27 protein-coding genes and 1 riboswitch are annotated in these 26,516 nt (G+C 39.4%); of the genes, 10 read left to right on the plus strand and 17 right to left on the minus strand.

Features of this window, described 5'->3' with window-relative positions; genetic code table 11:
- Positions 1-212: 212 nt before the first annotated feature.
- The 6 genes from ACYH0O_RS13865 (at position 213) to ACYH0O_RS13890 (ending at position 7,454) form a co-directional block, all read left to right on the plus strand.
- Complete coding sequence (locus tag ACYH0O_RS13865) at positions 213-1,445, plus strand: aminopeptidase (RefSeq protein ID WP_482629183.1); 1,233 nt, start codon at positions 213-215, stop codon at positions 1,443-1,445.
- Positions 1,446-1,696: 251 nt separating this feature from the next.
- Positions 1,697-2,530 carry an alpha/beta hydrolase gene (locus tag ACYH0O_RS13870; protein WP_482629184.1) on the plus strand — a complete coding sequence of 278 codons (834 nt, stop codon included), beginning with the start codon at positions 1,697-1,699 and terminating at the stop codon, positions 2,528-2,530.
- 121 nt (positions 2,531-2,651) lie between these two features.
- Positions 2,652-3,845 (plus strand): class I SAM-dependent rRNA methyltransferase, encoded by a 1,194-nt coding sequence (locus ACYH0O_RS13875; RefSeq protein ID WP_482629185.1) that lies wholly within the window; start codon positions 2,652-2,654, stop codon positions 3,843-3,845.
- 201 nt (positions 3,846-4,046) lie between these two features.
- Entirely contained in the window at positions 4,047-4,577 is a 531-nt protein-coding gene (locus ACYH0O_RS13880; protein ID WP_482629186.1) for a D-glycero-alpha-D-manno-heptose-1,7-bisphosphate 7-phosphatase, read from the plus strand.
- Between the two features lie 205 nt (positions 4,578-4,782).
- A complete protein-coding gene (locus ACYH0O_RS13885; RefSeq protein WP_482629187.1) occupies positions 4,783-6,699 on the plus strand; it encodes a DUF294 nucleotidyltransferase-like domain-containing protein in 1,917 nt (638 codons plus the stop codon).
- On the plus strand, positions 6,699-7,454 hold the full coding sequence (locus ACYH0O_RS13890; protein ID WP_482629188.1) for a 3'-5' exonuclease: 756 nt from the start codon (positions 6,699-6,701) through the stop codon (positions 7,452-7,454). Before ACYH0O_RS13885 ends, ACYH0O_RS13890 begins: the two co-directional genes overlap by 1 nt.
- Before the next feature lie 73 nt (positions 7,455-7,527).
- Here ACYH0O_RS13890 and ACYH0O_RS13895 read toward each other — a convergent pair whose 3' ends face one another.
- The 14 genes from ACYH0O_RS13895 to ACYH0O_RS13960 all read right to left on the minus strand — a co-directional run bounded on the left by ACYH0O_RS13895 (position 7,528) and on the right by ACYH0O_RS13960 (position 20,141).
- Entirely contained in the window at positions 7,528-8,790 is a 1,263-nt protein-coding gene (locus ACYH0O_RS13895; RefSeq protein ID WP_482629189.1) for a glutamate-5-semialdehyde dehydrogenase, read from the minus strand.
- A 72-nt stretch (positions 8,791-8,862) separates the two neighbouring features.
- Positions 8,863-9,978: a glutamate 5-kinase gene (gene proB / locus ACYH0O_RS13900; protein ID WP_482629190.1), complete on the minus strand. Its 1,116-nt coding sequence runs from the start codon at positions 9,976-9,978 to the stop codon at positions 8,863-8,865.
- A 118-nt stretch (positions 9,979-10,096) separates the two neighbouring features.
- Positions 10,097-10,942 (minus strand): pyrroline-5-carboxylate reductase, encoded by an 846-nt coding sequence (proC, locus tag ACYH0O_RS13905; RefSeq protein ID WP_482629191.1) that lies wholly within the window; start codon positions 10,940-10,942, stop codon positions 10,097-10,099.
- Positions 10,943-11,401: 459 nt separating this feature from the next.
- Positions 11,402-12,355, minus strand: coding sequence for an LCP family protein (locus ACYH0O_RS13910; protein WP_482629192.1), 954 nt, complete (start codon positions 12,353-12,355; stop codon positions 11,402-11,404).
- Between the two features lie 170 nt (positions 12,356-12,525).
- A complete protein-coding gene (locus ACYH0O_RS13915) occupies positions 12,526-13,242 on the minus strand; it encodes an ATP-binding protein (protein ID WP_482629193.1) in 717 nt (238 codons plus the stop codon).
- Positions 13,239-13,724, minus strand: a complete 486-nt coding sequence (locus tag ACYH0O_RS13920) for an ECF transporter S component (protein ID WP_482629194.1) — start codon at positions 13,722-13,724, stop codon at positions 13,239-13,241. Before ACYH0O_RS13920 ends, ACYH0O_RS13915 begins: the two co-directional genes overlap by 4 nt.
- Positions 13,714-14,301: a cob(I)yrinic acid a,c-diamide adenosyltransferase gene (locus tag ACYH0O_RS13925; protein ID WP_482629195.1), complete on the minus strand. Its 588-nt coding sequence runs from the start codon at positions 14,299-14,301 to the stop codon at positions 13,714-13,716. The genes ACYH0O_RS13920 and ACYH0O_RS13925 overlap by 11 nt, the downstream gene beginning before the upstream one ends.
- Before the next feature lie 14 nt (positions 14,302-14,315).
- Entirely contained in the window at positions 14,316-14,753 is a 438-nt protein-coding gene (locus ACYH0O_RS13930) for a bifunctional adenosylcobinamide kinase/adenosylcobinamide-phosphate guanylyltransferase (protein WP_482629196.1), read from the minus strand.
- The gene (locus tag ACYH0O_RS13935) at positions 14,705-15,334 is read right to left on the minus strand and encodes a histidine phosphatase family protein (protein ID WP_482629197.1); all 630 of its coding nucleotides are present in this window, start codon (positions 15,332-15,334) and stop codon (positions 14,705-14,707) included. The genes ACYH0O_RS13930 and ACYH0O_RS13935 overlap by 49 nt, the downstream gene beginning before the upstream one ends.
- Positions 15,292-16,083 (minus strand): adenosylcobinamide-GDP ribazoletransferase, encoded by a 792-nt coding sequence (locus tag ACYH0O_RS13940; protein WP_482629198.1) that lies wholly within the window; start codon positions 16,081-16,083, stop codon positions 15,292-15,294. The genes ACYH0O_RS13935 and ACYH0O_RS13940 overlap by 43 nt, the downstream gene beginning before the upstream one ends.
- Complete coding sequence (locus ACYH0O_RS13945; RefSeq protein ID WP_482629199.1) at positions 16,070-16,651, minus strand: bifunctional adenosylcobinamide kinase/adenosylcobinamide-phosphate guanylyltransferase; 582 nt, start codon at positions 16,649-16,651, stop codon at positions 16,070-16,072. The genes ACYH0O_RS13940 and ACYH0O_RS13945 overlap by 14 nt, the downstream gene beginning before the upstream one ends.
- Positions 16,652-16,694: 43 nt before the next feature.
- Positions 16,695-18,155 carry an adenosylcobinamide amidohydrolase gene (locus ACYH0O_RS13950; RefSeq protein WP_482629200.1) on the minus strand — a complete coding sequence of 487 codons (1,461 nt, stop codon included), beginning with the start codon at positions 18,153-18,155 and terminating at the stop codon, positions 16,695-16,697.
- Positions 18,152-19,210 carry a FecCD family ABC transporter permease gene (locus ACYH0O_RS13955; RefSeq protein WP_482629201.1) on the minus strand — a complete coding sequence of 353 codons (1,059 nt, stop codon included), beginning with the start codon at positions 19,208-19,210 and terminating at the stop codon, positions 18,152-18,154. The genes ACYH0O_RS13950 and ACYH0O_RS13955 overlap by 4 nt, the downstream gene beginning before the upstream one ends.
- Positions 19,173-20,141, minus strand: coding sequence for an ABC transporter substrate-binding protein (locus tag ACYH0O_RS13960; protein ID WP_482629202.1), 969 nt, complete (start codon positions 20,139-20,141; stop codon positions 19,173-19,175). The genes ACYH0O_RS13955 and ACYH0O_RS13960 overlap by 38 nt, the downstream gene beginning before the upstream one ends.
- 134 nt (positions 20,142-20,275) lie before the next feature.
- Positions 20,276-20,474, minus strand: a riboswitch (cobalamin riboswitch).
- Between the two features lie 218 nt (positions 20,475-20,692).
- On the opposite strand from ACYH0O_RS13960, the gene msrA reads away from it, so the two are divergent.
- The 4 genes from msrA (at position 20,693) to ACYH0O_RS13980 (ending at position 23,262) form a co-directional block, all read left to right on the plus strand.
- Positions 20,693-21,223, plus strand: a complete 531-nt coding sequence (gene msrA, locus ACYH0O_RS13965; protein ID WP_482629203.1) for a peptide-methionine (S)-S-oxide reductase MsrA — start codon at positions 20,693-20,695, stop codon at positions 21,221-21,223.
- Between the two features lie 56 nt (positions 21,224-21,279).
- Positions 21,280-21,435, plus strand: a complete 156-nt coding sequence (locus tag ACYH0O_RS13970; RefSeq protein ID WP_482629204.1) for a hypothetical protein — start codon at positions 21,280-21,282, stop codon at positions 21,433-21,435.
- A gap of 206 nt (positions 21,436-21,641) precedes the next feature.
- Positions 21,642-22,757: a glycosyltransferase family 2 protein gene (locus tag ACYH0O_RS13975; RefSeq protein WP_482629205.1), complete on the plus strand. Its 1,116-nt coding sequence runs from the start codon at positions 21,642-21,644 to the stop codon at positions 22,755-22,757.
- A gap of 220 nt (positions 22,758-22,977) precedes the next feature.
- Positions 22,978-23,262: a glycosyl-4,4'-diaponeurosporenoate acyltransferase CrtO family protein gene (locus tag ACYH0O_RS13980; protein WP_482632573.1), complete on the plus strand. Its 285-nt coding sequence runs from the start codon at positions 22,978-22,980 to the stop codon at positions 23,260-23,262.
- Between the two features lie 310 nt (positions 23,263-23,572).
- Here ACYH0O_RS13980 and ACYH0O_RS13985 read toward each other — a convergent pair whose 3' ends face one another.
- The 3 genes from ACYH0O_RS13985 to ACYH0O_RS13995 all read right to left on the minus strand — a co-directional run bounded on the left by ACYH0O_RS13985 (position 23,573) and on the right by ACYH0O_RS13995 (position 26,448).
- Positions 23,573-24,430: a CvfB family protein gene (locus ACYH0O_RS13985; RefSeq protein ID WP_149156720.1), complete on the minus strand. Its 858-nt coding sequence runs from the start codon at positions 24,428-24,430 to the stop codon at positions 23,573-23,575.
- A 152-nt stretch (positions 24,431-24,582) separates the two neighbouring features.
- Entirely contained in the window at positions 24,583-25,800 is a 1,218-nt protein-coding gene (locus ACYH0O_RS13990; RefSeq protein WP_482629206.1) for an MFS transporter, read from the minus strand.
- Positions 25,801-25,914: 114 nt separating this feature from the next.
- Positions 25,915-26,448, minus strand: coding sequence for a YhcN/YlaJ family sporulation lipoprotein (locus ACYH0O_RS13995; RefSeq protein WP_482629207.1), 534 nt, complete (start codon positions 26,446-26,448; stop codon positions 25,915-25,917).
- Positions 26,449-26,516: the final 68 nt, after the last annotated feature.

Below are 26,516 nucleotides of genomic sequence, written 5' to 3' on the forward strand. Positions count from 1 at the left end.
TTGAAAAGGACTGGCCTTTTTTGGACCAGTCCTTTTCAATTGTTCAGCTCGTCTCGTATCCCCCATATGTGAACCAGTGCAAATGCGTGTAAAGAAAGTTCACATCCTTTACGTATACCTATATTAATTGATTGGAAATTGCAATTATTCAATGAAATTTTCTGAATAAAGAGATATAGTTAGTATTGAATACATATCAAGGGGGATTTTAGATGAATACAGCATTTGAAAGTAATTTAGAAAGATACGCAGATTTAATCGTACAGGTAGGATTAAATCTGCAAAAGGATCAGGAACTTCTGATTTCTGCACCTATTACAGCTTATAAATTTGTTCGACTTGTTACTAAGAAGGCATATGAAGCCGGTGTATTAAATGTACTAACCGACTTCTACGATGAAGAGCTAAAGAAAATCCGCTTGGACAATTCTTCTGAGGAAGGACTGAAAGCGTTTCCTGATTGGAAGGCAAAAGGATTTATTGAAATGGCGGAAAATAATGTAGCGCTATTAAATTTAGCTTCACCAAATCCTTCACTATTAAGAGATTCAGATCCAAAAAGGGTTGCAATTTTGAACAGAGCTTCCGCTGAAGCAATGAAAGATTTTTCTGCTTATATCGGCGGCGGCAAAATAAGTTGGTTAATAGCGGCATTCCCAACAATCGAATGGGCTCAAACTGTTTTCCCTGAACTCTCTCAGGACGAAGCCATCGATAAACTATGGGAATACATCTTTTATACAACCCGGACGGATCAGGAGAACACGGTTGCTCTATGGGAATCTCATATTAGTAATCTGAATAAGAACGCCGACCGTTTAAATGAAGGCAAATACAAAAAGCTTCATTATAAAGGACCTGGAACAGACCTTTCCATCGAATTCCACCCACAAACGAAATGGATCAGTGCCCAGTTCACAAATGATCAAGGAATTCCCTTTGTTCCGAACCTACCAACGGAAGAAGTGTTTACAATCCCAGTCAAACAAGGTGTGAATGGGACTGTCACGAGTACGAAACCACTTAACTATAGCGGTACGTTAATCAGAAACTTTTCACTGACATTTAAAGACGGTAAAGTGGTAGAGTATACAGCTGAGGAAGGATATGAAACCCTGAAAAATCTGCTGGAAACAGATGAAGGGGCCTCCTATTTAGGAGAAGTGGCATTGGTTCCTCACAACTCCCCTATTTCTAATACAAACATTATCTTTAACAACACACTTTTTGATGAAAATGCTTCTTGTCATATAGCGCTGGGTAGAGCATTATCAGTCTGTGTGGAGGAAGGCAAAAATATGACGGCGGAACAATTACGGAAAGTAGGCTTTAACGAAAGCATGATTCATGTAGATTTCATGATAGGATCGGCTCAGTTAGACATTGACGGCGAAAAGGAAGACGGAACGTTTGAACCTATCTTCAAAGCCGGTGATTGGGTTTAATATTTGAATTCGAAGGAAGAATAAATGTGCAGGCTTAAATAATTTATTTAAGCCTTTTTTTATTGAGGTTTTCGTTAACAAGTTGTTTTTCTCTCTATCACGCTTTTGAAAAAAGGGTTAATAATATAAATTTTTGCCCGGTAATTGGTAAAAGTTACATGTAATATGACAAACAAATTTCTTTTTTAACATATTCAATACTTCACGAATACTTTACAATAGAAGTATACCTTTTTTAAGGAGCGATTTCCTTGTCGATCAATCACAAACATTCGTTTTTATGGAGTGGCATCATTATCTCTTTCTTCACTTTATATATAATATTTCGCACTACAAATGTACAATCCAGTGAAAAACCCTTAACCGTTGAAGAAGAATATCCCACTGTCTTTGTGCACGGGTACAAAGGTACATATAATTCTTTCAGAACGATGCTGGAACGATTTGAAAACCAGCATGGTTGGGGTCAAAAAACGTTGGAGATTTATGTGTCTGAGAATGGCAGCGTTGTGTATAAAGGATCTCTTTCCACCAATCCCACTTCACCTCCACTTGTTCAAGTCATTTTTGAAGATAATCGGGCATCATTGGAGAAACAGGCGATTTGGTTAGAAAATGCCATGAAGCTCTTACATCATCAGTTTGATGTTTCAAATGTAAATATTGTGGGACACTCCATGGGTGGCCTTGCGTCAACAAAATATATTCTAAATACCAGGGATAGCTCGTTTGTCCCGCATACCCATAAGTTTATTACGATTGCTACCCCTTTCCTTGGGGTTACGAAGGAATCCTATGATCAAATCAATACAGGTGCAGCTGTTATAGATTTAAAACCTGAATCTCGTGCATTGAAGAAATTGTTTTTGAATCGCCATTTAATCCCTTCCGATATTAACGTATTATCCATAGCAGGATCGGGTGATGATGTGGTGAATGTTCAAAGTGCTATAGGTAGTCAATCATTATTTAAAAAAAACCAATATCAATCCAGGATCGTGTATGATCCATCCATTTCTCATAGCGGCTTACATGAAACGATAAAAGTAGACCGGCTTGTAGGAGATCACTTATGGGGTAAATGACCTGCTTCCCTATTCAGATAGTTTTATATCTGATTAGGGAAGTTTTTTAATGTGCAGTTGCGTAAACTTTCTTTACGTTCTATACTACACAAGACTAAACCTCAAGGTTAGGATGAGTAGAATGACAAAAGAAAGAATCATTAAAGCAAACCCAAAATACATACAACATTTCCAAAAAGGATTTCCCCTTCTCAATAAAGAAAATGTAATATCATCGATTGAGAATATTCAAGAAGGAGATATTCTCAAACTTGTAGACAATAACAATGGCTTTATCGCCAAAGGCTACTCGGGAATACAGAACAAAGGAATCGGATGGCTTCTGAGTTGGAAGGAACAAGAAGCAATTGATAAAGACTTTATCTTAAAAAAGCTTCTAGCTGCCATTAATCAACGTCTTCACTTCTTTTATAGTGAAGATACGACAGCATTTCGAGTGTTTAATGGTGAAGGAGACGGATTTGGAGGCATCACCATTGACTACTTTGATGGATACTACCTCGTTCAATGGTATTCAAAAGGAGCCTATGCCTTTAAGGAAGAAGTTATGCAAGGGTTAAGAGAATTAACGGATTACAAAGGCATTTATCAGAAAAAGCGATTTGCACAGGAAGGAAAATATGTAGAAGAAGATGATTTCGTTGAAGGAACCCGCCCTTCTTTCCCCCTTCTCGTCAAGGAAAATGGCGTTCAATTTGCAATCTATTTAAATGACGGCGCAATGGTAGGGGTTTTTCTTGACCAACGTGAAGTGCGTAAACGAATTCGTGACTCGTACTCTGAAGGAAAACGTGTATTGAATACGTTCTCTTACACAGGAGCATTTTCGGTTTTCGCTGCACTCGGTGGTGCCCTGGAAACAACCAGCGTTGACCTCGCTAATCGCAGCTTAAGTAAAACGATTGAACAATTCAGTATTAATGGGATCGATTACGAAGCACAAAACATCATTGTGGAAGATGTCTTTAAATACTTTAAATATGCCGTAAAAAAAGAACTCTCCTTTGATCTTGTGATCCTCGATCCGCCAAGCTTTGCCCGCTCAAAGAAACATACATTCAGTGCAGCTAAGGATTATAAAGATTTGTTAAAAGAAGCGATTGCCATTACTGAAAAACAGGGTACCATTGTGGCATCCACTAATTGCAGCACCTTCAATATGAAGAAATTCAAAAGCTTTATTGAAACTGCCTTTAAAGAAACCAATGGAAAATATAAAATACTCGAAGAATACACACTTCCGGAAGACTTTAAAACCCTAAGTCAATACAAACAAAGTGATTACCTTAAAGTCGCCTTTATTCAAAAACTATAAGGGATAGGGACGGACCTTTAAAAGGTCCGTCCCTCCTCCAGTCTTTATATAAAGAAAAGGTGATAAGATTCAATTAATGCCTTTAGGTTTATTCTTTTCCATAGATGACAGAATAATCTGTCATTATTTCCTCGGAAACCGCATAAAGCGACACGTCGCAAGGATTTGTTGGAGAAAAAGATCGAATAAGGAGGTCTACTGATGAAAAAAGCTGTTTTTCTTGATCGAGATGGAGTAATCAACGAGGTGAAAACAGAGAGAGTAACATTTGTTAATCGTCCCGATCAATTTTATTTCCTGGAGGGAGTCCTTGAAGCTATTAAATTATTGACTGATTCTGAGTTCATAATTTTCGTCGTTACCAACCAGGGAGGCGTTGGGTTAGGATATCTATCTCATGAACAACTTCAATCCATTCATGATCATATGTTAAAAGAAATCAAAAGGGCCGGGGGATTCATTCAAGAGGTTTCCTGTTGTACTCACAAGCCGAACGAGGGTTGTGAGTGTAGGAAGCCTGAAGCAGGGATGCTTTTGGACCTTGCCAAAAAGCATGATATAGATATTGCCCAATCGTATATGGTAGGTGATCGCGAGGTAGATATTAAAGCTGGTCGCAATGCGGGATGCACCACTATCTTACTTACAGACAGCCCCTCTCATTTATATGACGCCGATCACATGTTTCCTAACTTAATGGATGCTGCTGAATTTATCCTCACTAATAAGTAATTCCCGAAGGTGCCCCAAAAACGGGACACCTTTTTCTCATTCCTTTTGATCATTAATCGATATCGTGAAGATTTAATAAATTCGACCCTTCAATACTTCCATTCAAACCTCCATCAGGACTTCAGGAAGATCCCGTTTTATCGTTTTCAAAATAGGGAATTCTATGGTAAAGTACTATGGGACTATTGAGAACGGGAGGTATTCGATGAACCAGCAGGAATTATTACAAATTATACGAGATCACTATCCCTTTGATGTTCTGACTACTGAACAGTTAGATTACATTATATCCGGTTCTAAATACACCACTTTCAAGAAGGGCGAATTCCTTTTTCATGAAGATGAAACGGTAGAAGAACTTGATATATACTTCCTTGTCTCGGGACTTGCGAAGAATGTTCTCCATCGTTCAAGCGGCAAACAGTATTCCCTTCGATTCTATTATCCTGGAGACTTAATCGGGATAATGATTATGCTTACAAGCGGTCAAATGACTTTTTCCGTACAGGCAATAGAGGATTGTACCGTGTTCCGCATTCAGAAGGATCGACTATTGGAGATTATGACCAAGAACAATGATTTTTCAAAAATCATCTTCGAAAGCATCGGAAATCGTATGAAAACATTGTACGATGAAATAAAGGTGAAATCAGCCACTGAATCCGACGACGAAAATATAAACCTGTTTCGAACTAAAGTGCATACGTTAATGGATCGCCCCACCTTTATTGACGAAAATACCTCTGTTCTTGACGCAGCCAGAAAGATGAAAGAAGAAGATACATATGGCCTAGTGGTAGTTGATGAAGAGAAAAAAATGCAAGGCATTCTTACTCAACGTGAAATCCTGTCTTATATTACAAACCCGATTTTCAGTGAATCAGTAAAAGACTGGATGAAGAAAAAACCGTTTTGGATTCGTGATGAATCCTTTGCATATGAAGCCCTTTCTTATTTCAAGCATGAAGAAGTAGATTTTGTACCCATTATTCGCAACGATGAAGTTGTTGGAGTTCTGACCAGTACTTCATTTCTCAATATACAGGATTCAAATTACTTGGACCTCTCGTATAAAATCCAAAAAGCCGTTTCGAACCACGAATTGGTAGAACTGGCAACTGTGAAAAGTAAGACTTTTCAACAGTTCATTCAAGATCTACTCCTCCAAGATAATTTTGGCTACGATATTTGCGAAGTGATCTCAAACTATAATGATCGTCTGCACCGAAAAATCATTCAATTAACCGAAAAAGAAATGCGTCAGGAAGGATTCGGATCTGCGCCTATCAATTATTGTTTTATCGTAATGGGCAGTCAAGGAAGAAGTGAACAAGGCTTTCATACAGATCAAGATAATGGAATCATTCTTGATGATTATAACCACTTGTCTGATCTTAAAAAGGTTGATTTGTATTTCCAGGCATTCACCGAAAAACTCAATTTAAAGCTTGCTGCATGCGGTTTTCCTGAATGTACTGGCGGAATCATGGCTAAGGAACAGAAATGGAAACGATCTTATACTGATTGGAAAAAGGCAATTGATGAATGGCTATATGAAATAGATGCACAGGAAGTTCAAAACATTACGATGTTTTATGATTTCCGCCCCATTTATGGTGATTACTCCATCGCAGAGGAAATTCGAATTTATTTAGCGGAAAAATCGAAACGGTCTCTTAATATGCAACAACTATTAAGAAAAGATGCCCTTCGTTTCAAACTTCCTGTAGGCCCTTTGGGACGAGTGAACCTGAAGCCCAGGAATCATTTGTTTAACATTAAAAAGTCGGGGCTTTTGCAAATCGTCAATATGATTCGCATTCATTCTGTAAAATACGGAATAAAAGAAGTAAATACCATAAAGAGGGTTCAAGCATTGAAGAAGATGCAGGCATTCCATCCAAGGGATGCTGAAAATGTAAAAACAGCTATGCATATTCTTCTCACTCTCCGTACAAAACAAAACCTTCTTGAACTTATTGAAGGAAAACCATTAAGTAATGATATTGATGTACGTACTCTTTCAAAAGAGGATCGTCAGAAATTAAAAGAATCCATCCAGATTGCTAATCGACTTCAACAAGTGATGGAAATTAGTTTTAATAGGAACCGGGTGGTTTAATGAATGATATTGGAATTAATGTGGGCTACCGCATTCTGAAATATTATTTATGGCAGCAATTTTTCTTTCGCTTTCAAGTGAAACGGGAAAAAGAAAAGCTTTCTTACCATAAATTATCTCGTGCACTAAAAGAGTTTGAAGAAGAAAAACCCACACTTCAGCAAAAACATTTGTTCGACTGTGACTTTACCATATTTGACCTGGAGACAACAGGCTTTTTTCCGGAGGTAGGGGATGAAATCATCTCGATCGGAGCGGTAAAGGTTAAGGAAGGTAAAGTTCAACGTGGAGACACATTCTATCAGGTCATCAATCCCCTTCAAGCGGTGTCGAGGGATACGAAGCGATTTACAGGTCTGAGACGAAAAGACTTTCTGAATGGTGTTACGTTACCTATCGGATTGGAGCGATTTATTGAGTTCAGTAAAGGAACGATCCTTGTCGCTCACCCAGCCAGTTTCGACATAAATTTTCTCCAAAAACGGATTTATAAATGGCAGCTCCCTTCATTTGATCCTGAATATGTTGACTCCTTTTCGCTTGCCAATGGATTATTGGAACGGGACGATTGCTACCTTGACGCCCTTGTAAAACGGTTTGACATCGATTACAGGACTAGACATCATGCTCTGAATGACGCTATCATGACAGCCGAAATCTTTGAAGAACTTTTAAAAATCTGTTATCAGCAAGAAGTTCATACGATACGGGGATTGAATGAGTTTATACTGGAGGAGACAAGCTCGGGGTTCTGATTTGAACTCTTCCCTCCTGATAAATGAGAAAAAAACGCTTGAGGGAATTTCCTCAAGCGTTTTTTCATGTTTATTATCGGGTTTGTCCAGTTCCATGCATCATATACTTAACAGTTGTTAATGCTTTGAGCCCCATTGGTCCTCTGGCATGAAGTTTCTGTGTAGAGATTCCAATTTCAGCACCAAATCCCAACGCTCCTCCATCAGTGAAACGAGTAGAAGCATTATGATAGAGAGCGGCAGCATCAACAAGCATCATGAATTTCTTCGCTGTTTCTGTGTTTTCCGTGACAATGGCTTCGGAATGCTTTGTACCATATTGTTCGATGTGATCGACTGCTTCATCCAAAGAAGCTACAATCTTCACGGCAATATCCAGACTTAGATATTCATTTGCCCAATCTTCTTCTCCAGCAGGCTTCGCATCTTCGATCGCTTCGACAACTTTTTCATCTCCGTGAATGGATACATTCTGCTCCTTAAGCTTTTCTACAAATGCACTCTTATTTTCTTTAAACCAATCTTCATGCAGGATAACGGTTTCAGCAGCATTACATACCGCTGGACGGTCTGTTTTTGCATTAATGATGATGTTTAATGCTTTTTCCACTTGAGCTTCTTTATCAACATAGATATGACAGTTTCCTACTCCAGTTTCAAGGACAGGAACAGTTGCATTATTAACGACAGCATTGATTAATGCCCCTCCACCGCGCGGAATCAACACATCAATATGCTCTTTCATCGTAAATAACTCACTTGTTGCCTCTCTATCTGTTGTATTAATGAATTGTACTGCATCTTTAGGAATATCCGTTTTCTCAAGTGCTTCATGCATGACGTCCACAATTGCTTTGTTCGAGGTAATGGCATTTGAACCACCTTTTAGGACAATGGCATTACCGGATTTTAGTGCTAATCCGGTTGCATCAACCGTTACATTAGGACGTGCCTCATAAATCATTCCGATGACACCAAGTGGGACCGTTACTTTTTGAACTTGCAGTTGATTTTCAAGAGTCCAATCGGATACTACTTTTCCTGTGGGATCTTCCAAGTCAGCTACTTGACGGAGACCACTTGCGAAATCTTCAACACGTTCTTTAGAAAGTGATAAACGATCCATAAATGCAGCTTCGAAGCCCTTTTCTTTCCCTCTTTCAAGGTCTTTTTCATTTTGCTTTAGTATAGATTCGTAATTCGTCTCTAAATGATCGGCAAGGATGTGAAGGGCTCTATTTTTTTGATCGGTAGTCAGCATACTTAGCGTTTTAGAAGCTTTTTTTGCAAGAATCGCTTGTTTTTTTACACTAGTTTTTTCTATAGTTAAAGTCATCAAATACCTCCTGGTTTTATGAAAAGAATTCGCACGGATTGTGCAAGGGAAGAAGGAGACAAACTCCTTCTTTTATACTCCTACTGGGATGGGTAAATTTACATGACATACTAGTTGGTCAATTTCGACTGCGATTTGATCTGCTTTGATGTCTGTAGGTTTTTTTAGTTGTCCTGAACGAAAATTGACCATCCCCAAACCAATTTCTTCATTTCGATTATCAAGGATTCGCACGACTGCACCTTTATTAAATCGGCCTTTTACAGTATAAATATCATCAATTGTTAAACTTTCTTTTTGTTCCAGAATACGTTCTATCGCATCTGAATCAATGGTGATTTCACCTTCGGGACCTGAGTTGAACGCAATCCATTGCTTTTTGGAATCAAGGTTTACGGAATCTTCTGCAGATTCAAAGTAAGTACCTTTTGCTGTATGTTGGACAGCATCGTAAATAACATTTGAGTTTCCTGATTTACCAAGAAACGCAGGAATTCCAGAAGCCATTGTGATTTTAAATGCATCTATTTTGGATCTCATTCCACCAGTTCCTACAGAACTTCCAGGCTCTCCTGCCATGTCTTCGATATCTTCAGTGATTTCCGTTACGCTTTCTAACAGCTCAGCATCTGGATTTTTACGTGGATCAGAATCATATAGTCCGTCAATGTCAGATAGAATGATGAGTTGATCAGCATCTACTAATGCCGCAACTTTGGCAGAAAGGGTATCATTGTCTCCGAATTTCAATCGGTCAATCGTAACTGTATCATTTTCATTGACAATTGGGATGATCCCTCTTTCAAGCAGGACATTGATTGTATTTCTTGCATTGTTGTATCGGTCTTCATCAGAAAAATCACTACGAGTGATCAGAATTTGAGAAGCCACATATCCGTTAGAAATTAACAGGTCAGAATACGCTTCAATCAATAGACCTTGACCAATAGCTGCTGCTGCCTGCTTCTCTGGAAGAGAGCTTGGACGTGTTAAGCATCCTAATTTACGATAACCGGCAGCAACTGCACCTGATGAAACAAGCAATACTTCATGGCCATCATCCTTTAAACGGACGACTTCATCAACAAGACGTTCCAGTTTTCTACGACTCATTTCTCCATGCAGGCTTGTTAATGAACTACTTCCAATCTTGATTACGATACGTTTCTTCTGATTATTTTGGGACATTCAATCACTCCTAGTAAAAAGGTCCGTCCCTCGCCCCTCTTTATGTGTGTAGGGACAGACTTGTATTTCTTGTTTGGTTGGTATTAGTTATTTGGGGTGTTTACGTTTCGATGTTTGTTTAGCTAGTTACTAAATGTTTGGACTGTAAGGATGAGCTTATTTCTTTCGATCGTTTTTCTGCTCCCTTGACAGCTTCTGAGATAGCCTTACCTCCGCCGAACTCTGCTAGTTTATCAAGTCCTGCAGCTGTAGTACCATTTGGGGATGTTACATTCTCTCTTAGTTGAGTTGGTGATTCTTCACGTTCAAGCATCATTTTGGCTGCACCGAAAATGGTTTGAGCTCCAATTTTACGAGCTAGTTCTGGTTCTAATCCGGCTTCGGTACCTGCCTTTTCAATGTGTTCCATTAAATAGTAAAAGTATGCCGGGCCACTGCCTGCAATTCCGGTGAAAATGTCCATCTTACTTTCTTCAATCACGAACACTTCACCAATGCTTGATAATAACTCTTCTGCAATTTCCATGTCTTCCCTTGAAGTAAAGCGACCTGCACTTATGGCTGTAGCAGATTCTTTCAACATACTTGACGTATTTGGCATGACTCGGATAACAGGCTGACCTGCAGGTAATTGCTCTTCCATATGAGAAGTAGTGATTCCTGCAAGCACCGACATAATCACTGTATCGTTTCTAACCAAGTGATTAATCGAATCTAATGCTTTATCGATATCCTTCGGCTTCATAGCGAGAATAAGAATATCTATCTCATTATAGGGTAAATCATCTTTTGTGATAGCCGTTATATCGTATTTCGCTTTCATTCCCTGAAGTCTTCCTTGATTGCTTCGATTAGAAACAATAATTTGTTCTGGTGGGATCTTTCCGCTTTGTACAGTACCTGAAATCATAGCTTCCGCCATGTTTCCTGCACCTAGAAAAGCTATCGTTTTATGTTTTAACAATCATATCCACTCCTGTTCTAATATTGTTTGTTGGGTTTTTAATCGAACATTCATTGTTTAAGTTTAGTATTAAATATGAAAGAATTGTTTGTTGTTAAATTTCCTGGTTAATGTGTCTAAAAACCTTTGTTGTCGTGTGTTTGTTTACAACGTTTATAATCGTAACATGCTGGTATATGATATCAAGGGCAATAAAGGAAGTAGTTAGGAATTAGCCGAAATACGAAGTGGAAGCGCTATCATTACCATTTATGTTGGTCAGATTCCTTCTAAAGGCTATATATTGGCTCAGAGAGCGTATAATCAGAATTTTTACTTTTGCTTTACTGCTTGAATGAGCGTCCATTTTTCAAACACATACTGTCAGAGCAGTTCTTATCGCTGTATTCATTCCACCTTCCCAATCTACACAAAAAATAAGCCCGTTAAGCATTTTCCAGCTTTACGGGCTTAATAAATTCATTCAGTTGTAGCTTCGTCTGAGCTCTTTCCATTAAGGAAATCTTTCAGAGCTTGTATATTTTCTTCAAAATTAATATCAAGTACAGATCCTACACCGCTATAGCTGCCAAAACCATACGATCCTTCAACTGGAATGGTGAGCTTTTCCATATCACTGCTGTTACTCAACAGGATATCTTTTGCGATGGAAATTTGATCAAGCTTACTCATATTTGTCTGGATATAGGGTTGAATGGATCCCGCCATTTTAGGAAGCTTTGTAACTCCACCTATTGAGAGGACCTCATCTTTAAGAGCGTTTATGACTTTTTGTTGTCTTTCAACCCTTCCAAAGTCTCCCTCTGCATCAGCACGGAACCTTGCATACCCCAATAATTCTTTCCCATTTAAGTTTTGAACACCAGGCTGAAGGGAAACACCAATGTTTTCCGACATCGCCTTTTCCACTTCCATTTCAATTCCATCCGGTGCCAATATATCAACGGATTGTTCAAATCCTTTGAAGTCGACTACCATGAAATATTGAATATCAAGATCAAAGTTGTGTTTGATGGTCTTTCTGAGCAATTCTGGTCCACCTAAATAAAATGCTGTATTCAGCTTGTAGTTTTGGTATCCAGGTATTTCTACATATATATCCCTCATAAAGGAAACGAGTCTGGTTTCATTTGTTTTGGGATCGATCTGTGCGAGCATCATCGTATCGGTTCTGGATTTCTCCTCGCCTCTGCTGTCGACTCCCAATAGAAGTACGTTGACCATACCGTTTTTATCTTTCACACCATTGAAACTATAATCTTCTTGAAGCTTATCGTCGCCAGCCATTTTGTATCCACTATAAAATTGAAAAGCTGCATAACCGAGTAAACTAAATATAATTAATAATAATACCAATATCACTTTTCTTCCGCGTTTTTTCTTTTTAGACTTGCGGTCTAATCGTGAATCCATTTCTTCACCTACTTTTATGACATTCATGAATTACTGATGATAGTAAGAAATAGTACTCTATTCGAATGAAATTGACAATCGAAGAATCTTGGATAAACTAACACATTTCTCCATACTATTTGAAAGTTTATTTTATCACAAATATCCATAAAAGTATTTATTTGTTCTTATCACTGTAAATGAAGTGATTGGAAGAAACCGTTCGTAAGGTCTTTTACATCAAGTTCCTCTGCTTTTCTGTAAGAAATGATGAATGAAGTAGAAGGCCCGCTGGATTTGTCCAAGTCTTGGGTTGAGGTGACATCCTTTCTTCTTAAAGGCTTCCCTAATAAGAGAGAAAGTTCATGAAGAACGCCTTTAGAGCCGACTGGCAATACATCGATGATAGAAGAGTGTTGAACACAGTTCATAAATAGATCTAGTGGAGCAATGGAAGCATGTTGCTTAATCACTTCATTTCCTACCAGGGGAGTTCCAACAAGCGCATAAGCAAGGTTTGTATAAGAGGGGAGTGGTCTCTTTTTGCTTCTTATGCCAATACACGTAACTCCAAGGGCCGATTGATTAAGACCGATATTCGATTCAGTACTCCCCGTAATTGGAATGCCTTCCTGATTCATTTCACTTAAACCTTTCTTCACACCACTGCAATACTGATCCCATACAGCATCACTTGTAAAGTTCAGTAATTGAATAGCTTTGAGCCTTGCTCCCACTGCCAAACATTCCATCGCTGCTACACGGAAACAGTAATACCCCACTGTCTCCGGATCGGCCAGGACTACATCTCCTTCTTTATTTCCAATCCCTCCGCTGCAATCAGTAGCCAGAATCAACTCTTCTTCATCTGAAATTGAAATGGATATAACATCTCGAGGCTTAATCATGCGTTTTCCCCACTTTTCACTCTTGACTTAAGAGGAGGATACAAGAAGTGGGCAATCGTTAAATTGATGAAACTCGCTATTAGTAAGGAAGGTAGAATGGCATAGTAAAATGAAGAACTAAGGATAAATATAAATGGAATTCCCGCGAGTAGACCGTTTCCTATAAAAAAAAGGAAGGCTGCAAGTACCCTTTTCCCATTCGAAAACACATATCCAAATAACCATACAAAGAAGGCCATTTCAGCAGCAATGAGCAAATGAAAAGGGCCAAGAGGGAAGCCTGAGTACATGCTTGAAAGCAAGTGACCCCCACCTGCAACGATTGCACCCCATCTCCCATTGTAAAGGGATGCAATTAATAGTGCAGGCATACTATCCAATGCAACCGTACCTATTACGGCAGGTATCTTCACCATTCCACCGATCGCAGAAAAACCCATAAACAATGAAAGTACCAAAAGAGTCCTAAGATTACTTTTCATTTTTCTGAACTTTACTATTTGAAAATACGTTTGCGCTGCGAATATATTCGACATCTTTAACATTACAACGATAATTGATCACACGGGCCAATGCGAAAAAGTAATCGGATAATCGATTGATATACTGCAATGTCACAGCTGGAAAGTCCTCGTCCGCTTTTGAAAGTGAAACCATGATTCTCTCTGCTCTTCTTGTAACCGTTCTAGCTAAGTGAATACTTGATGAGGCTTTCACGCCACCTGGTAAAATGAACTTCTCAAGTGGAGGCGCTTCCTTCGTAAACCTATCAATCTTAACCTCCAACGCCTGGACGGATTGGGACTGAAGCTTGATTTTTCTATGCTTAGAAACGTTGGATAGGTCACCGCCACAATCAAATAGTTCATGCTGAATCGTCTCAAGATCCTGTAGTATATCCTGAAAACGCTCGACATCCAGTTCTGAAATGGCTTGTCCAACAAAAGAATTCACTTCATCCAATGTTCCATACGCTTCGACACGAATATCATCTTTATCTACTCTTCCACCGATTAAGCTCGTTTGACCTTTATCACCAGTTCTTGTGTAAAGCTGCATACTTACCCTCTCCTTTATCCTTTTAACGATGTAGCAAGGCCGTACCAAACCAGCCATACTTCCTTAGACATTTTCGCCAGATCTTGATAAACCCATCCTGTCATATCCCGCCATTCCCTGGACAGCTTTTCCATTGGGACAATTCCTTTCCCAACCTCTGAACCTATCCAGATCACTCTGCGATCAGGGTCTTCTTCTTCCCACTGTTTTAAGGTTTGCATCAAAATTGAAAAAGTCTTTCGGACTTCGGAATCATAATTTAAAATGGTTGATCGAATTCCATACTCAAGTCCCTCTATTACGATGACAGGGTTTGAAAAGTTGATATCATCCAAATGAATCCTTTCTCCACTAAATAATGGAATCCAGGTTGTATCAGTTTCTTTAAGATTAAAATGGGTTTTCACCCATATGCTTTTCCCATTAAAGGAACCTCCCGTAACGAAGTACATGTTTGATTCCTCCAATCATTTTCTGTTTTCCATACCATTTCATACCCTTCTCCATGGTTGACCTTCCATTCCCAAAACGTTCTGTGAACATTTCTAGGAGATAAAGAAGTTAATAGATGTCGAATGACTCCACCATGAGTAATAACGGCGTACCGCTTCCCATTGTGCTCTTCTATCTGAGCTACGATCTGTGCCCAGGCTAAATCGACTCGTTTTCCAAATTGATCTATCCCTTCCCCATTTGGTGGAGAAATGGATGGGTCCAATAACCATTCTTGATAAACATCGTCACCCTTTAAGCTCTCGTAGGTTAAACCTTCCCAGCCTCCAAAGTGTATCTCTCTTAAAAGGGATGAAGAAATTAATGGAGCATGAGGAAACAGTAAGTGAGCTGTTTCTAAACAGCGATTAAGATCACTCGAAAAGCATCGTTCATACTCTTCAAAAAAAGTATTTCGCCTTTTTAGTAATTCGATTCCATTTCGAGATAAACTGGAATTGGTCCAGCCGAGGTATTTCCCCTTCTCATTTTCCTCTGTTAAACCATGGCGAATACATGCAATAACCATATAGTCATCCATAAACACAACTCCACTCCCTCTACACTGCCCCCGATTGTATCACCGGACATACCGCCAAACCATTTGATGGATCTAGAATAGGCAAACCAGAATAAAGCTAACGTCACCACGGTGAATAAAGCATAAAAATAAAAGTAATTTAAAAAGAAGCTGCCGACTCCACCCAGGAATAAACCAGAAACAATCCAAATAAGATCATAACCCGTCACATTCTTACTGAAACCATATCCCATTCCTGACGTCTGGGCTGCAGGGATAAGAATTAAACTCGCCCCCATCATCATTCGACTTAAAAAGGGAATCGACACAAGGACCATACCAATCAAAATAGTGGAATGGGTTTGAATGATGGTTTCATAAATGAATAAAAACCGGGATGAAAGCAATACCACCAGGGACAAAACGCCAAAGGCACCTACCCTCGGGTCTTTCATGATGTCTAATCGCTTCTCCCTATCTCTATAGGAAAAAAAGGCATCACTTGCATCCATATAACCATCTAAGTGGATACCACCCGTTAATACGATTGGCATTACCCAAATATAGAATGATATTCCTAAAGGGCTTATGTGGGTAAAAGAATTCAGAAAAACATATCCTCCTAGAAGAAACACACCTACAAAAAAACCTAGCAGTGGAAATGTTCTGACCATCCACTTCATTTCCCTTTTGCCTACTGAAAATTCTTTACGGATCGGCAGAATCGTAAAAAACTGCAGGTTAAGGAGAAAGCTTTTAAATATGATCATGAGGCAACCGTCCTTCCTCATTCGGACCCCTCTTTTTCACAACTGGGATTCCCGCCGTCATTTCGATTGCCACACATGCTTTTTTCACCATTCTTATATGTAATGCACCAAGTCGTTTCTGGAAAGTAAGAAGATCGTTTGAATCAATTGGAAGGTCAGAAACCAATTCATTACTAACCAGGATCAGTACATCAACTTTATTTAGCAACTTTAAGATAGACTGATAGATTCTCTCTTCTATATACTGACCTTTCACCTTTCTACTACCATATGTCTCATTTGTTAAAAGAGTCGTGAGGCAATCTAACAGAACTACGGAGTGTTGAGGAATTAGGTTGATTATCCTATCAATTGAATTCGGACATTCAATCGTCGTCCATTCCACAGCATACTCTTGCCGGTCCTGCTGGTGTTTCAAGATTCTTTGCTCCATCTCCCTGTCAGTGTTTACTCCACAAGCAAGATAGACCAATGGAAGGTTTGCCTTTTTCTTCATTATCGCACATTTTTCAGCAAAAGAGCTTTTGCCGCTTCTAACCCCTCCGGTTATAAAATATAGGGTTCCCAACCCGATTCCCCCTCTCCTCTATCACCCTGTCGTTGATATAATTCTACTCTGTTTGATCCAAATAACGTTGAATAGCTTTTTTTGTCACCTCATATACACCGCGCCCAATCAACTTCCCTATTGGTGTAATCGGCCCGGCAAACGGTTCCAGCTCACCCTTTTGACTTGAAGCAATCAGAATACTGTCGGTCGGTGTCCCGGTTGCAGGCTGACCTGTTCTTCTGTCCCTCACATTCATATCGTAAAGGGCCCTCACTTTCGCTTCTGTTGAGGTTACAAGGGCTTCTATATATGCTTCATCTGATAGATTCCCATTTATGAACACCCACGTATTAATCGTGCCTGGCCTTAAATCAATATCATATTGATAACTTGTTGAGACATCAATCGCATTCCCGACACCTGCTGTCACTACAACGAAAACCGAATGCCCCTGAACTTCGAAACGATCGCATACCATATTATTTAAAGGAAGAGCCGTCATCATGCCTACAGAAAATGAGGGATCCAGGCCTTTATGAACAAGAAACTCTTTCATATCCTCTTGATAATCTGAGCAGTCATAATCTGCAGGGACTCTTCGATTGATAAAGTGCCTGTACCACCCGATTCCTGCACCAATAATCCCTGAGGACATGCATTTTAATGGATAAGGGGCAGAGAAATGTATGTATTCTTCCCTCATGTTTAGGTAGCTTTCATCTAACACAAAGCTCTCAGTCGCACTCTCCTCAGGAACAATTACCATTTGAGGTTTTGCCACTAAAGGATGAGCTTGTTTCTGAACCTTTGTATGATACACCTCTTCGATATGTTTCTCTTTCAGAACCTCTTCCGGGTGGTGGAGAAGTTTGGTTTTTCCTTTGTCTAAGAGAAGTAAGCGATCACAGTATAAACTTGCTAAATTTAAGTCATGAAAGATCGCGATGACCGTTAAATTTTCGTGTACCGTTTGATTTTTAATTAAATCCAACAATGATTTCTGATACGAAAGATCAAGATGATTAGTGGGTTCATCAAGCAACAGGACCTGTGGCTCCTGAGCGAGAGCCTGGGCAAGGAATACCCTCTGCCGTTCTCCCCCGGACAACTCGTGAAGGAAGCGGTGCTGAAAGGGCGTAATGCCCGTTTGATCCATTACCTTTGCTACAATTTCGGTATCCCGTTCAGTCGTTCCTTTAAAGAAACCTTTTTGGTGAGAATATCTCCCTAGCATAACCGTCTCCCTCACTTCATAGGAAAAGGATTCTGTCGATATCTGAGGAAGTACCGCTACCTGTCTGGCTAAATCCCTTGAAGAAAAATGATGCAGTTTTTTTCCTTTTAACGTGATGTTTCCACTCATTAATGGAAGCAGACCCGTCACGGCTTTTAACAGCGTCGTCTTTCCACTTCCGTTAGGTCCAAGAATCCCAAAGAATTCTCCTTTATCTATATGAAAATTCATGTCTTCCACTATTATTTTATCGTTATATCCCACTGTCACACCGTTTACATCTATCATGATGAAAACCCTCTTTTCTTCAGGAGAATATAAGCAAACATCGGGGCACCAATAAGAGCTGTTATCACTCCAATCGGAAGCTCGGTTGGTGCAATGATGGTTCTTGAGATGAGATCAGCCAACACGAGAAAGCCTCCGCCTACAAGGATGGACAAAGGAAGTAAGTGTCTATGGTCATGCCCTACTATCCTTCTTAGAAAATGAGGGATTACAAGTCCCACAAATCCAATTGTACCTGAAACGGCGACAGCCGCTCCCGTCAGGATACTTCCTGCAATTAAAATAAGGAGTTTTCTTCTTTGTACGGATATTCCGATATGATGGGCTTGTTCTTCACCAAAGCTCATGCCATTCAGTTCCTTGCCATTGAGAAACAAAACTATCACTCCAATTAAGAAAAAGGGGAATATTATCGTAATGTAATCCCACCCTCTCATGGACACGCTTCCAAGAAGCCAACCGATGATTTGTCTTAATTCCTCTCCCGTCAGGGCGATCATTAACGATATAAAGGAACCTAAAAAAGAGCTGAAAATGATACCTGTTAATATGATGGTTTCTACCTTCATGGTTCTTTCAACCTTCTGTGCAAACCATAATACGAGAAACACGGTTATAATCGAACAAAGAATACTGAGAAAGGGAAGCGTAAACTTTCCAATGAAAGGAATGCTCCAATTAAAGAACAACGTAATAACAGCGCCGACCGATGCTCCTGAAGACACACCCAATGTATATGGATCAGCCAGAGGGTTGCGCAATAGTCCTTGAAAAGAAGCTCCTGCAATTGCTAGGGAGCTTCCAACCAATAATGCCAGTAATACTCTGGGCAATCTTATTGAGTACACTATATTTGCAAACATTGGATCAATTTCTTCCGGTATAGGGAATCCAAACCATTTAGCTCCAACGATGAACAGAATATCCATCGGTGGCACAGAGACGGTTCCTATCGAAATACCGGCAAAGAGAGCGAAAAGTAAAAACGTCACAGCCAATCCGTATGTTATCCATATTTTATTCTGTAAATAACTCCGGATAGATCGACTTTGCAATTTCCTCTACTCCTTCAACTAATCTCGGACCGGTACGTGTGACCAGATCTGAATGTACGTCATGGACATCTTCATTTTTTATGGCGGTTACATCTTTCCAACCTTCTCGGCCCATCACTTGATGTTCTTTAGGATTTTCACTATAAAAACCATAGGTAGTAATGATGACGTCCGGATTGAAAGAGATGACTGCTTCTTGGTTAACTTGGATCCATCCCTCCTGATCACTCATCACATTTTCGGCATTTACAAGTGAAAGCATTTGATCAATAAAAGTATTTTTCCCTGTCGAATATATGTCAGGAGAAGGTGAAACCTCTACATACACTTTTTTCTTTTCAGATACACCACTGACTTTTTCCTTAATGGATTCTAGATCCGCTTTCATCTCAGAAATGACGGATTCAGCTTCGTCTTTTTTTCCGACCAATGTGCCGATGTTTTTCATCGTGGTGTACACTTCCTCAAAGCTATTGGCATCACGTACGATATATATCTTTACCCCTGCATTGCGAAGCTGTTCTAACCCTTCTTCTGCCGACACAGCAGTGGACTCATGAGCAAGAACCAAATCCGGATTCAGACTGATGATCTTCTCAACGTTAAATTCCATTCCACCTATTTTTTCTTTGTCCGCCGCTTCCTTTGGGTAATTATCAAAATCTGAAACCCCTACAATTTCCTTATTCAACCCTAACTCGAATAAGATTTCTGTGTTACTTGGAATCAATGAAACAATATGCTTAGGTTGCTCATCCAGAGTGACTTTATTATTCAGGGCGTCGTTTACTGACAAAGGAAAAGCAGATTGTCCCTGACTGACTTCCCCGCTATTTTCATTTTTTTCTACACTTTCTCCGTCAGTACCGCAAGCTGAAAGGAGTCCTAGAGATAATATTAGTGTAATAATGATTTTGAATGTGTGTTTCATACGTTTTCCTCCTGTAAATAAACTTATTCCCAGACAAAAAAACATCTCCAGTGGGACTAGAGATGCTGTGTAAGATGCATAAAAGGCTTTAAACCGTTAAACATGCATATTACACCTTTCTATCCGCGTAGTATGGGTGCGAGATAAATCAGGCAGGTCTCCTGGCTCATGGTCATTGCTTGCTGCACCTTCCCATGCACATTTGCACAGTGGTTTTTATACAGTTCACTTCCATTTACAGTGGCGGGACCGCGTTGGAATTACACCAACTTCCCTATTATGAAGCGAAGAAGTATCGTCACTTCCGCTTCACCTGATCTCATGTCATATGTAATTATTCCGTTCAACAGAATTATACACAAGATTCTATGGATAGTGAATGGAATTTGATAAACTTTGCTGAAAATAGCAGTAATACTTCTTTTCGAAACATTTACCGGTGCAACCTTTCGAGCTAATAGATTGTCCCCTCCATTCTTTCGTGTTAAAATCTGTTTCAAGCAATCGCTTTACTGCTTTAGAGGAGCACATATGGTACAGGAGGTTCAGCAATGAATGAAAAAAAAGAAATCGCTACCTTTGCTGGTGGTTGTTTTTGGTGTATGGTAAAGCCATTTGATGAATTACCGGGCATTATTGATGTTGTGTCAGGTTATTCAGGGGGACATCTTGAAAACCCAACATATCAAGATATAAAAGCAGGAAAAAGTGGACATTACGAAGCTGTTCAAATCACATATAATCCTGATTTGTTCCCTTATGAAAGATTATTAGAGCTATACTGGCCTCAGATTGATCCAACGGATGATGGCGGACAATTCCATGACCGCGGGGATCAGTACCGCACAGCTATTTTCTATCATAATGAACACCAAAAACAATTAGCTGAAAAAACGAAGAACGAAATAGTAGTCAGTGGACGATTCAGAAAGCCAATCGTCACAAACATTCTTCCTGCCTCCACTTTCTATCCGGCAGAAGAATACCATCAAAAATTCTACAAGAATAATCCAGATGAATATAAACAAGACCGTGCAAAATCAGGTCGCGATGAATTTATAGATAATCATTGGAAGAACTAAATAGTGGGATGAAATAAACTCCTTTCGCCAAACTAATGGCAGGAAGGAGTTTTTGTATGAAGAAAAATGAGAAAAATACAGAAGACAAAGAGCAGGTTATCGGGTTTGAAGGCCCAGGGAAAGTCGTCAATTTCTTTGACCCCTATCCGGATGAAGATGAAGAGAATGTAAATAACTCGGATACGGTAGATAATCATTCTTCAGAAAAATAGTAAAAACATAAAAGGTGAAGATTATTTAAATTTAACCTTCACCTTTTCATATTAACCAATGCCAATGTGTCCATTTTGTAAGACTTCAAACAAATTTGACATGAATTCATATGCACCAAACATCCAGTCCTGATGAATAAAGGTATCACCTTTAACGAAAATGGTTAAAATGTCGGTAAAAAACCAAAAGATCAGAGGGTGAAAAAATGTATATTTGGTTAGGGTCTATTATTCTTACCGTTTTCCTGTTTACTAGAATCCCTACAGTCAAAAAGTCCATTCATGTAAGGAATAGTTTTCTCGTAAAAAAATGCTCCATCATCATTCCAGCCAGAAATGAAGAACAGACGATTGGAAATCTATTATCGAGTATTCAGAAGCAATTTATTCAGCCGTTTGAAGTGATCGTTGTAAATGATGGATCTAAGGATCGAACGAAGGCAATAGCTGAAGGGTTCGGTGCAACTGTCGTGGATACTCCCCCTCTTCCACATGGATGGAAGGGGAAATCTTGGGCTTATTGGAACGGGGCGAAAGCATCAAAAGGTGAATTCTTACTGTTTGTTGACTCAGATACATGGTTCGAGCAAGCAGGACTTCTTAGAATATGTGAGACTTATCAAGAACAGCAATGTCAGGGAGTTCTGAGCATTCATCCCTATCATAGGATGAATAGTGGATATGAGACTTTATCCATGATGTTTCATTTAATGGTATTCGCCGCAACAAGTGTAACCCATCTCCTTTCCGGGTTGGTCAGGCCTTCGGGTGGGTTTGGTCAGTGTTTCCTGTGTACAAGAGATGTATATCAACGAATCGGTGGGCACCAAGCAATCAAAGGAGATATGGTGGAGCATTTTGCTTTAGGTCGACGTGCAAAAAAATGTGGAGAATTAGTAGAAGCAGTCAGCGGACGCAATGCCATATCAATGAGAATGTTCGGGAACGGGTTGAGTGAATTATTCCACGGGTGGTCGAAGAGTTTCGCTTCCGGGGCAAAATCGACAAACATCATCCTTTTGGGACTATCTTCTTTGTGGATTACCTCTCTCACTTCTTTTGTCATACATTCGCCGGTAATGGTATGGACAGACCCATATATTTATATGATTCAGTACTTGTTTTTAAGTGTTTATTTGTATTTCATTCTTAGCAGGATTGGAAATTTCACCCTTCTTGAGACGCTCTTATTTCCAGTCCATATTCTATTTTTCGTTATGACCTTTTCCCACTCGGTGTTTACAACATTTTTGAGGAAAAACACAAAGTGGAAGGATCGATACATTTATTTAGAAAAAGGGAAGGATGAAAAGATGAAATGACCATCCTTATAAATATTTTCGCATGTGTAAGTATTCATTTCGTTATTCCCTTTTTGACATTCAGATTTACCACCAAACAACTCCAAAGGTTGTCCCCCCTCTTTCAGCCTCTTTAAATGGAAGCCAGGGGTGGTATGTTTCGGTTTTTGAAGATTAAAAAATGGAAGAAATATATACCTGATGAGGGGGATGGTTTCGTGGTGGCTTAAATAAGAATGAAATCTGCCTCTCTTCTCAACAGGGGCGGATCACGTTCCTTCACGAATTGAATTGTGCCGAAGTATCCCACTGGCTACAAATGATACCGGCACCTTTATTTTACATTCTAAATAGTGGAGTCGAGTCCTGTGTAATGTTCCTATACGGAATATTATTTAACCTGCCTCATATTCTCTTGCAGCGCTACAATCGAATGAGGGTCGTAAAGATAATAGTTCAATATCCCCAGTTGAAATTTCGGAATCTAAGTCCCCAAATTTCTAACCATTTTACAAATAGTGAATAAATTTATAAGAGTTGGACCATTTTAATGATAAGAACCGAGGAAGTCCTCCACTTCAATCGCCATACATCACCCGATTTGCTCGGTTCCCTCTTCTAGCCCCTCCTTCTTCCAGGACAAATAGTACAACTCTATGGACTCCTTCACAAGGGAGAATCCTTTTTCTCAAATTAAAAGTGGTCAGCGCCGTCAAGCACCGGAGCTTTTGCTGATGTATATAAAAGAGTGCTGACAGTTAGTCAGCACTCTTTTATATATGTTCAAGAAAATCAGGATAGGCTACACTCTCTGGGTGAGCCTCCCATTATTGTTTTTACTTTTTTAAGTAAGTCCAGCCTTCTTCTTGATAAACCCGGTCTTCCTTCATGAGTTTTCCAAGGGCTCGTTTGAAGGAAGCTTTGCTCATATTAAAGCGATCTTTGATATCATCCGGCTGGCTCTTATCCCAAAAAGGAATAGCTCCATTTCTTTCTTCCAGATACTCAAGAATGACTTCTGCATCATCCAGCATTTTGTCCTGCTTTAACGGTAAGAATGAAACATTTAAGTTCCCGTCATCCTTAACGTCAATGACTCTCCCTTCAACCAGCTCTCCCAGTCTCGGCTCCGCCTTGCGTTCATTCTCGTGAACGAAGCATCGATATCCTTGTTCGGATAGGAAGAAGGTTCCGACTCTTAGCAGTCGATACACTCGTCCCTGGACTTTTGCGTTCATCATTTCTGTAGATGCTCTTCTAGACACCTGTTCAATGATATTTTCAGTGGCTAATCGTCCGTATAAGCGATCCTGCTTATCACGATTCAATGTTAAAAACAACTGATCGCCCGGGTTTGGCCAAAGTTCCAGGAATTTAGGAAGATCGTCTGCTGACACTAAAATATCCTTAGGAAGGCCAATGTTAACGAAAACACCTAAATCCTCGCGTTTATCCACTACCTCAGCCCATCCGTAAGCACCGACTTGTACTTTAGGGATACGCATTGTGGCCGTAAGGCGAACATCCTTATCATGATAAAGAAATACCTTCACAGTATCTCCTTCTTGAATTTCTTCTGTTATTTCAGAATGGTGTAATAGCACACGATCTATTTCATTCGTTAAAAAGAAACCATAGGGTACTTCATGATCAACGAATAAATCCACTACCGTACCTGGTTTTAAAGAAGACATTATACTATTTCCTCCTATTTCAATTAAGTATTAACTTAGTCATCTCTCTACTCAAGATTTGTATTCACTAAATATAGCTTTTTTCAATGATTATGTATAGTACATGAGGCGATTTTTATAATAAACCATCAATTTAGAAAATAAAGAATTCGTTAACATTTATGGAAACCTCTTACCGTTTCATCTGATGGTAGCAAGAATGTCATCATACCTAACAAAGGGAGAAAGCTGCAAAGGATCATGACGAAACGAATGGTGAATAGATCGGCGAGTCCCCCGAAGATGACTGCACCTACAGCTCCCATTCCAAAGGCAAGTCCAACGGTTAGTCCTGATACCATTCCAATCTTGTGGGGCAATAGCTCTTGTGCATACACAACGATTACACTAAAGCTTGAAGACAAAATAAACCCGATGCAAAAGATAAATGGATAGACGATACTTAAAGATAAGTAAGGTAAAGCAAGAGTTAACGGGGCAGCACCTAACATTGAAAAGAAAATGATATTCCTTTTTCCAAAACGGTCTGCCAGCGGCCCTCCCAAAAAGGTTCCCAGTACTCCCGCAAACATAAATACAAAAATGTATGCTTGCGCTTCTTTAATTGAAAGACCGTAATCCTCAATTAAATAAAACTGGTAGTAATTGGATAACCCAGCTCCATACCACGAACGGGCAAACACTAAAAACACTACCAACACCATTGCCCATTTAATTCTTCTATGAATCGGTTTTTTCTTCACGTTTGTCTTGTTATGTCGGTTCATCTTCTCATTAGAACGTAATTGTTCAGAGTACCAATTGGATACATGAAATAAAACAATGACCCCTAAGATTGCTACAAAGGAAAACCACAAAGCCCCTTTTTGGCCAAATGGAACAAATATAAATGCCGTAATCAATGGTGCAAGTGACTGCCCGGTATTCCCACCTACCTGGTAAATAGATTGAGCAAGGCCTCTGCGGTTTCCTGCTGCCATATATGCTACCCTGGAACCTTCGGGGTGAAAGATGGCAGAGCCGAAGCCGATGAATAACACAGACAAAATGACCCATAAAAAATGGCCGGATAATGCAAATCCTACCAAACCAATTAAGCTTGATAGCATTCCTAAAGGAAGTAAATAAGGTTTCGAACGTATATCCGCATAATAACCGAATACTGGCTGCAGCAATGAAGATGTCATATTGAGGGCAAATGCGATCCAGCCAATTTGGGTATAACTCAACTGCAAAGATTTCTCAATGATTGGAAACATGGCCGGAACAACTGCCTGTAATGTATCATTTATAAAATGACCAGAGCTAATGGCTAATAGAATTCCGTAAATAGTAGGATTCTGCAGGGGTTTCACAGCTGATTGAGCCATAAATGTCACTCCTCCCTTTTATTTCGTTATTCTAAATAGTATACTGAATTCCCTGTCCATTTCCTACAGATAAATAAAAAAAGCCGAAGCAATGTTCGACTTTTTCCCATTTTATTATTCTCTGTCGGGGAATACTCTTCTTAGCATATCAGCCATCTCTTCGCCAAGTCCTTCTATCGGTTTTCCGTTCTCTGCTTTATCTGCATAATCTCTCATACTATCTGTGAAATCAGGGTTTGTTGAAATATATACATTATTTATATTCCCGTTTACACTCTTCACTTGATCCGAGATTTTCTTCTCCAAATCTTTTGAGACATTATCATTCGTATTATCTTCAAGTTTTACCGCTACATAAGCATTTTGATTTGTTGTTAATACATAAGCACTTTCAACCTCATTTAGACTAGCGACTTTATTTGCCTCTTTATCGGCAAGAGAATAATTTTCTCTCATCATGCCGTCATTTACGTACTCACGATTATTCACATAATCACGATTTGCCTGGTTATTTTTATAGTTCACTTTTTCCAAATTCCTATTATTCATTTCTTGTCCTTCTTCGTTCATGTTATTCCCCATACCACATCCCGCTGATATGCTCATGAACATTATTCCCAAAAGGGAAAGCAATAAATATTTTTTCATTTTGACTACCTCCTAAATATTATTCAAACTTACTATCCCCACAGTTCATTAAAACTATTCAACGACTG

The organism is Rossellomorea sp. H136, assembly GCF_056838065.1.

What these genes read in the sequence shown, in the direction of transcription:
- ACYH0O_RS13880 (WP_482629186.1), top strand. Translation starts at nt 4,047, where the DNA reads ATGAAAAAAGCTGTTTTTCTTGATCGAGATGGAGTAATCAACGAGGTG.
- ACYH0O_RS13995 (WP_482629207.1), bottom strand. Translation starts at nt 26,448, where the DNA reads ATGAAAAAATATTTATTGCTTTCCCTTTTGGGAATAATGTTCATGAGC.
- ACYH0O_RS13875 (WP_482629185.1), top strand. Translation starts at nt 2,652, where the DNA reads ATGACAAAAGAAAGAATCATTAAAGCAAACCCAAAATACATACAACAT.
- ACYH0O_RS13920 (WP_482629194.1), bottom strand. Translation starts at nt 13,724, where the DNA reads ATGAAAAGTAATCTTAGGACTCTTTTGGTACTTTCATTGTTTATGGGT.
- ACYH0O_RS13975 (WP_482629205.1), top strand. Translation starts at nt 21,642, where the DNA reads ATGTATATTTGGTTAGGGTCTATTATTCTTACCGTTTTCCTGTTTACT.
- ACYH0O_RS13950 (WP_482629200.1), bottom strand. Translation starts at nt 18,155, where the DNA reads ATGATAGATGTAAACGGTGTGACAGTGGGATATAACGATAAAATAATA.
- ACYH0O_RS13885 (WP_482629187.1), top strand. Translation starts at nt 4,783, where the DNA reads ATGAACCAGCAGGAATTATTACAAATTATACGAGATCACTATCCCTTT.
- ACYH0O_RS13895 (WP_482629189.1), bottom strand. Translation starts at nt 8,790, where the DNA reads ATGACTTTAACTATAGAAAAAACTAGTGTAAAAAAACAAGCGATTCTT.
- ACYH0O_RS13930 (WP_482629196.1), bottom strand. Translation starts at nt 14,753, where the DNA reads ATGTACTTCGTTACGGGAGGTTCCTTTAATGGGAAAAGCATATGGGTG.
- ACYH0O_RS13985 (WP_149156720.1), bottom strand. Translation starts at nt 24,430, where the DNA reads ATGTCTTCTTTAAAACCAGGTACGGTAGTGGATTTATTCGTTGATCAT.
- ACYH0O_RS13960 (WP_482629202.1), bottom strand. Translation starts at nt 20,141, where the DNA reads ATGAAACACACATTCAAAATCATTATTACACTAATATTATCTCTAGGA.
- msrA (WP_482629203.1), top strand. Translation starts at nt 20,693, where the DNA reads ATGAATGAAAAAAAAGAAATCGCTACCTTTGCTGGTGGTTGTTTTTGG.
- ACYH0O_RS13910 (WP_482629192.1), bottom strand. Translation starts at nt 12,355, where the DNA reads ATGGATTCACGATTAGACCGCAAGTCTAAAAAGAAAAAACGCGGAAGA.
- ACYH0O_RS13915 (WP_482629193.1), bottom strand. Translation starts at nt 13,242, where the DNA reads ATGATTAAGCCTCGAGATGTTATATCCATTTCAATTTCAGATGAAGAA.
- ACYH0O_RS13935 (WP_482629197.1), bottom strand. Translation starts at nt 15,334, where the DNA reads ATGGATGACTATATGGTTATTGCATGTATTCGCCATGGTTTAACAGAG.
- ACYH0O_RS13865 (WP_482629183.1), top strand. Translation starts at nt 213, where the DNA reads ATGAATACAGCATTTGAAAGTAATTTAGAAAGATACGCAGATTTAATC.
- ACYH0O_RS13970 (WP_482629204.1), top strand. Translation starts at nt 21,280, where the DNA reads ATGAAGAAAAATGAGAAAAATACAGAAGACAAAGAGCAGGTTATCGGG.
- ACYH0O_RS13890 (WP_482629188.1), top strand. Translation starts at nt 6,699, where the DNA reads ATGAATGATATTGGAATTAATGTGGGCTACCGCATTCTGAAATATTAT.
- ACYH0O_RS13990 (WP_482629206.1), bottom strand. Translation starts at nt 25,800, where the DNA reads ATGGCTCAATCAGCTGTGAAACCCCTGCAGAATCCTACTATTTACGGA.
- proB (WP_482629190.1), bottom strand. Translation starts at nt 9,978, where the DNA reads ATGTCCCAAAATAATCAGAAGAAACGTATCGTAATCAAGATTGGAAGT.
- ACYH0O_RS13925 (WP_482629195.1), bottom strand. Translation starts at nt 14,301, where the DNA reads ATGCAGCTTTACACAAGAACTGGTGATAAAGGTCAAACGAGCTTAATC.
- ACYH0O_RS13940 (WP_482629198.1), bottom strand. Translation starts at nt 16,083, where the DNA reads ATGATCATATTTAAAAGCTTTCTCCTTAACCTGCAGTTTTTTACGATT.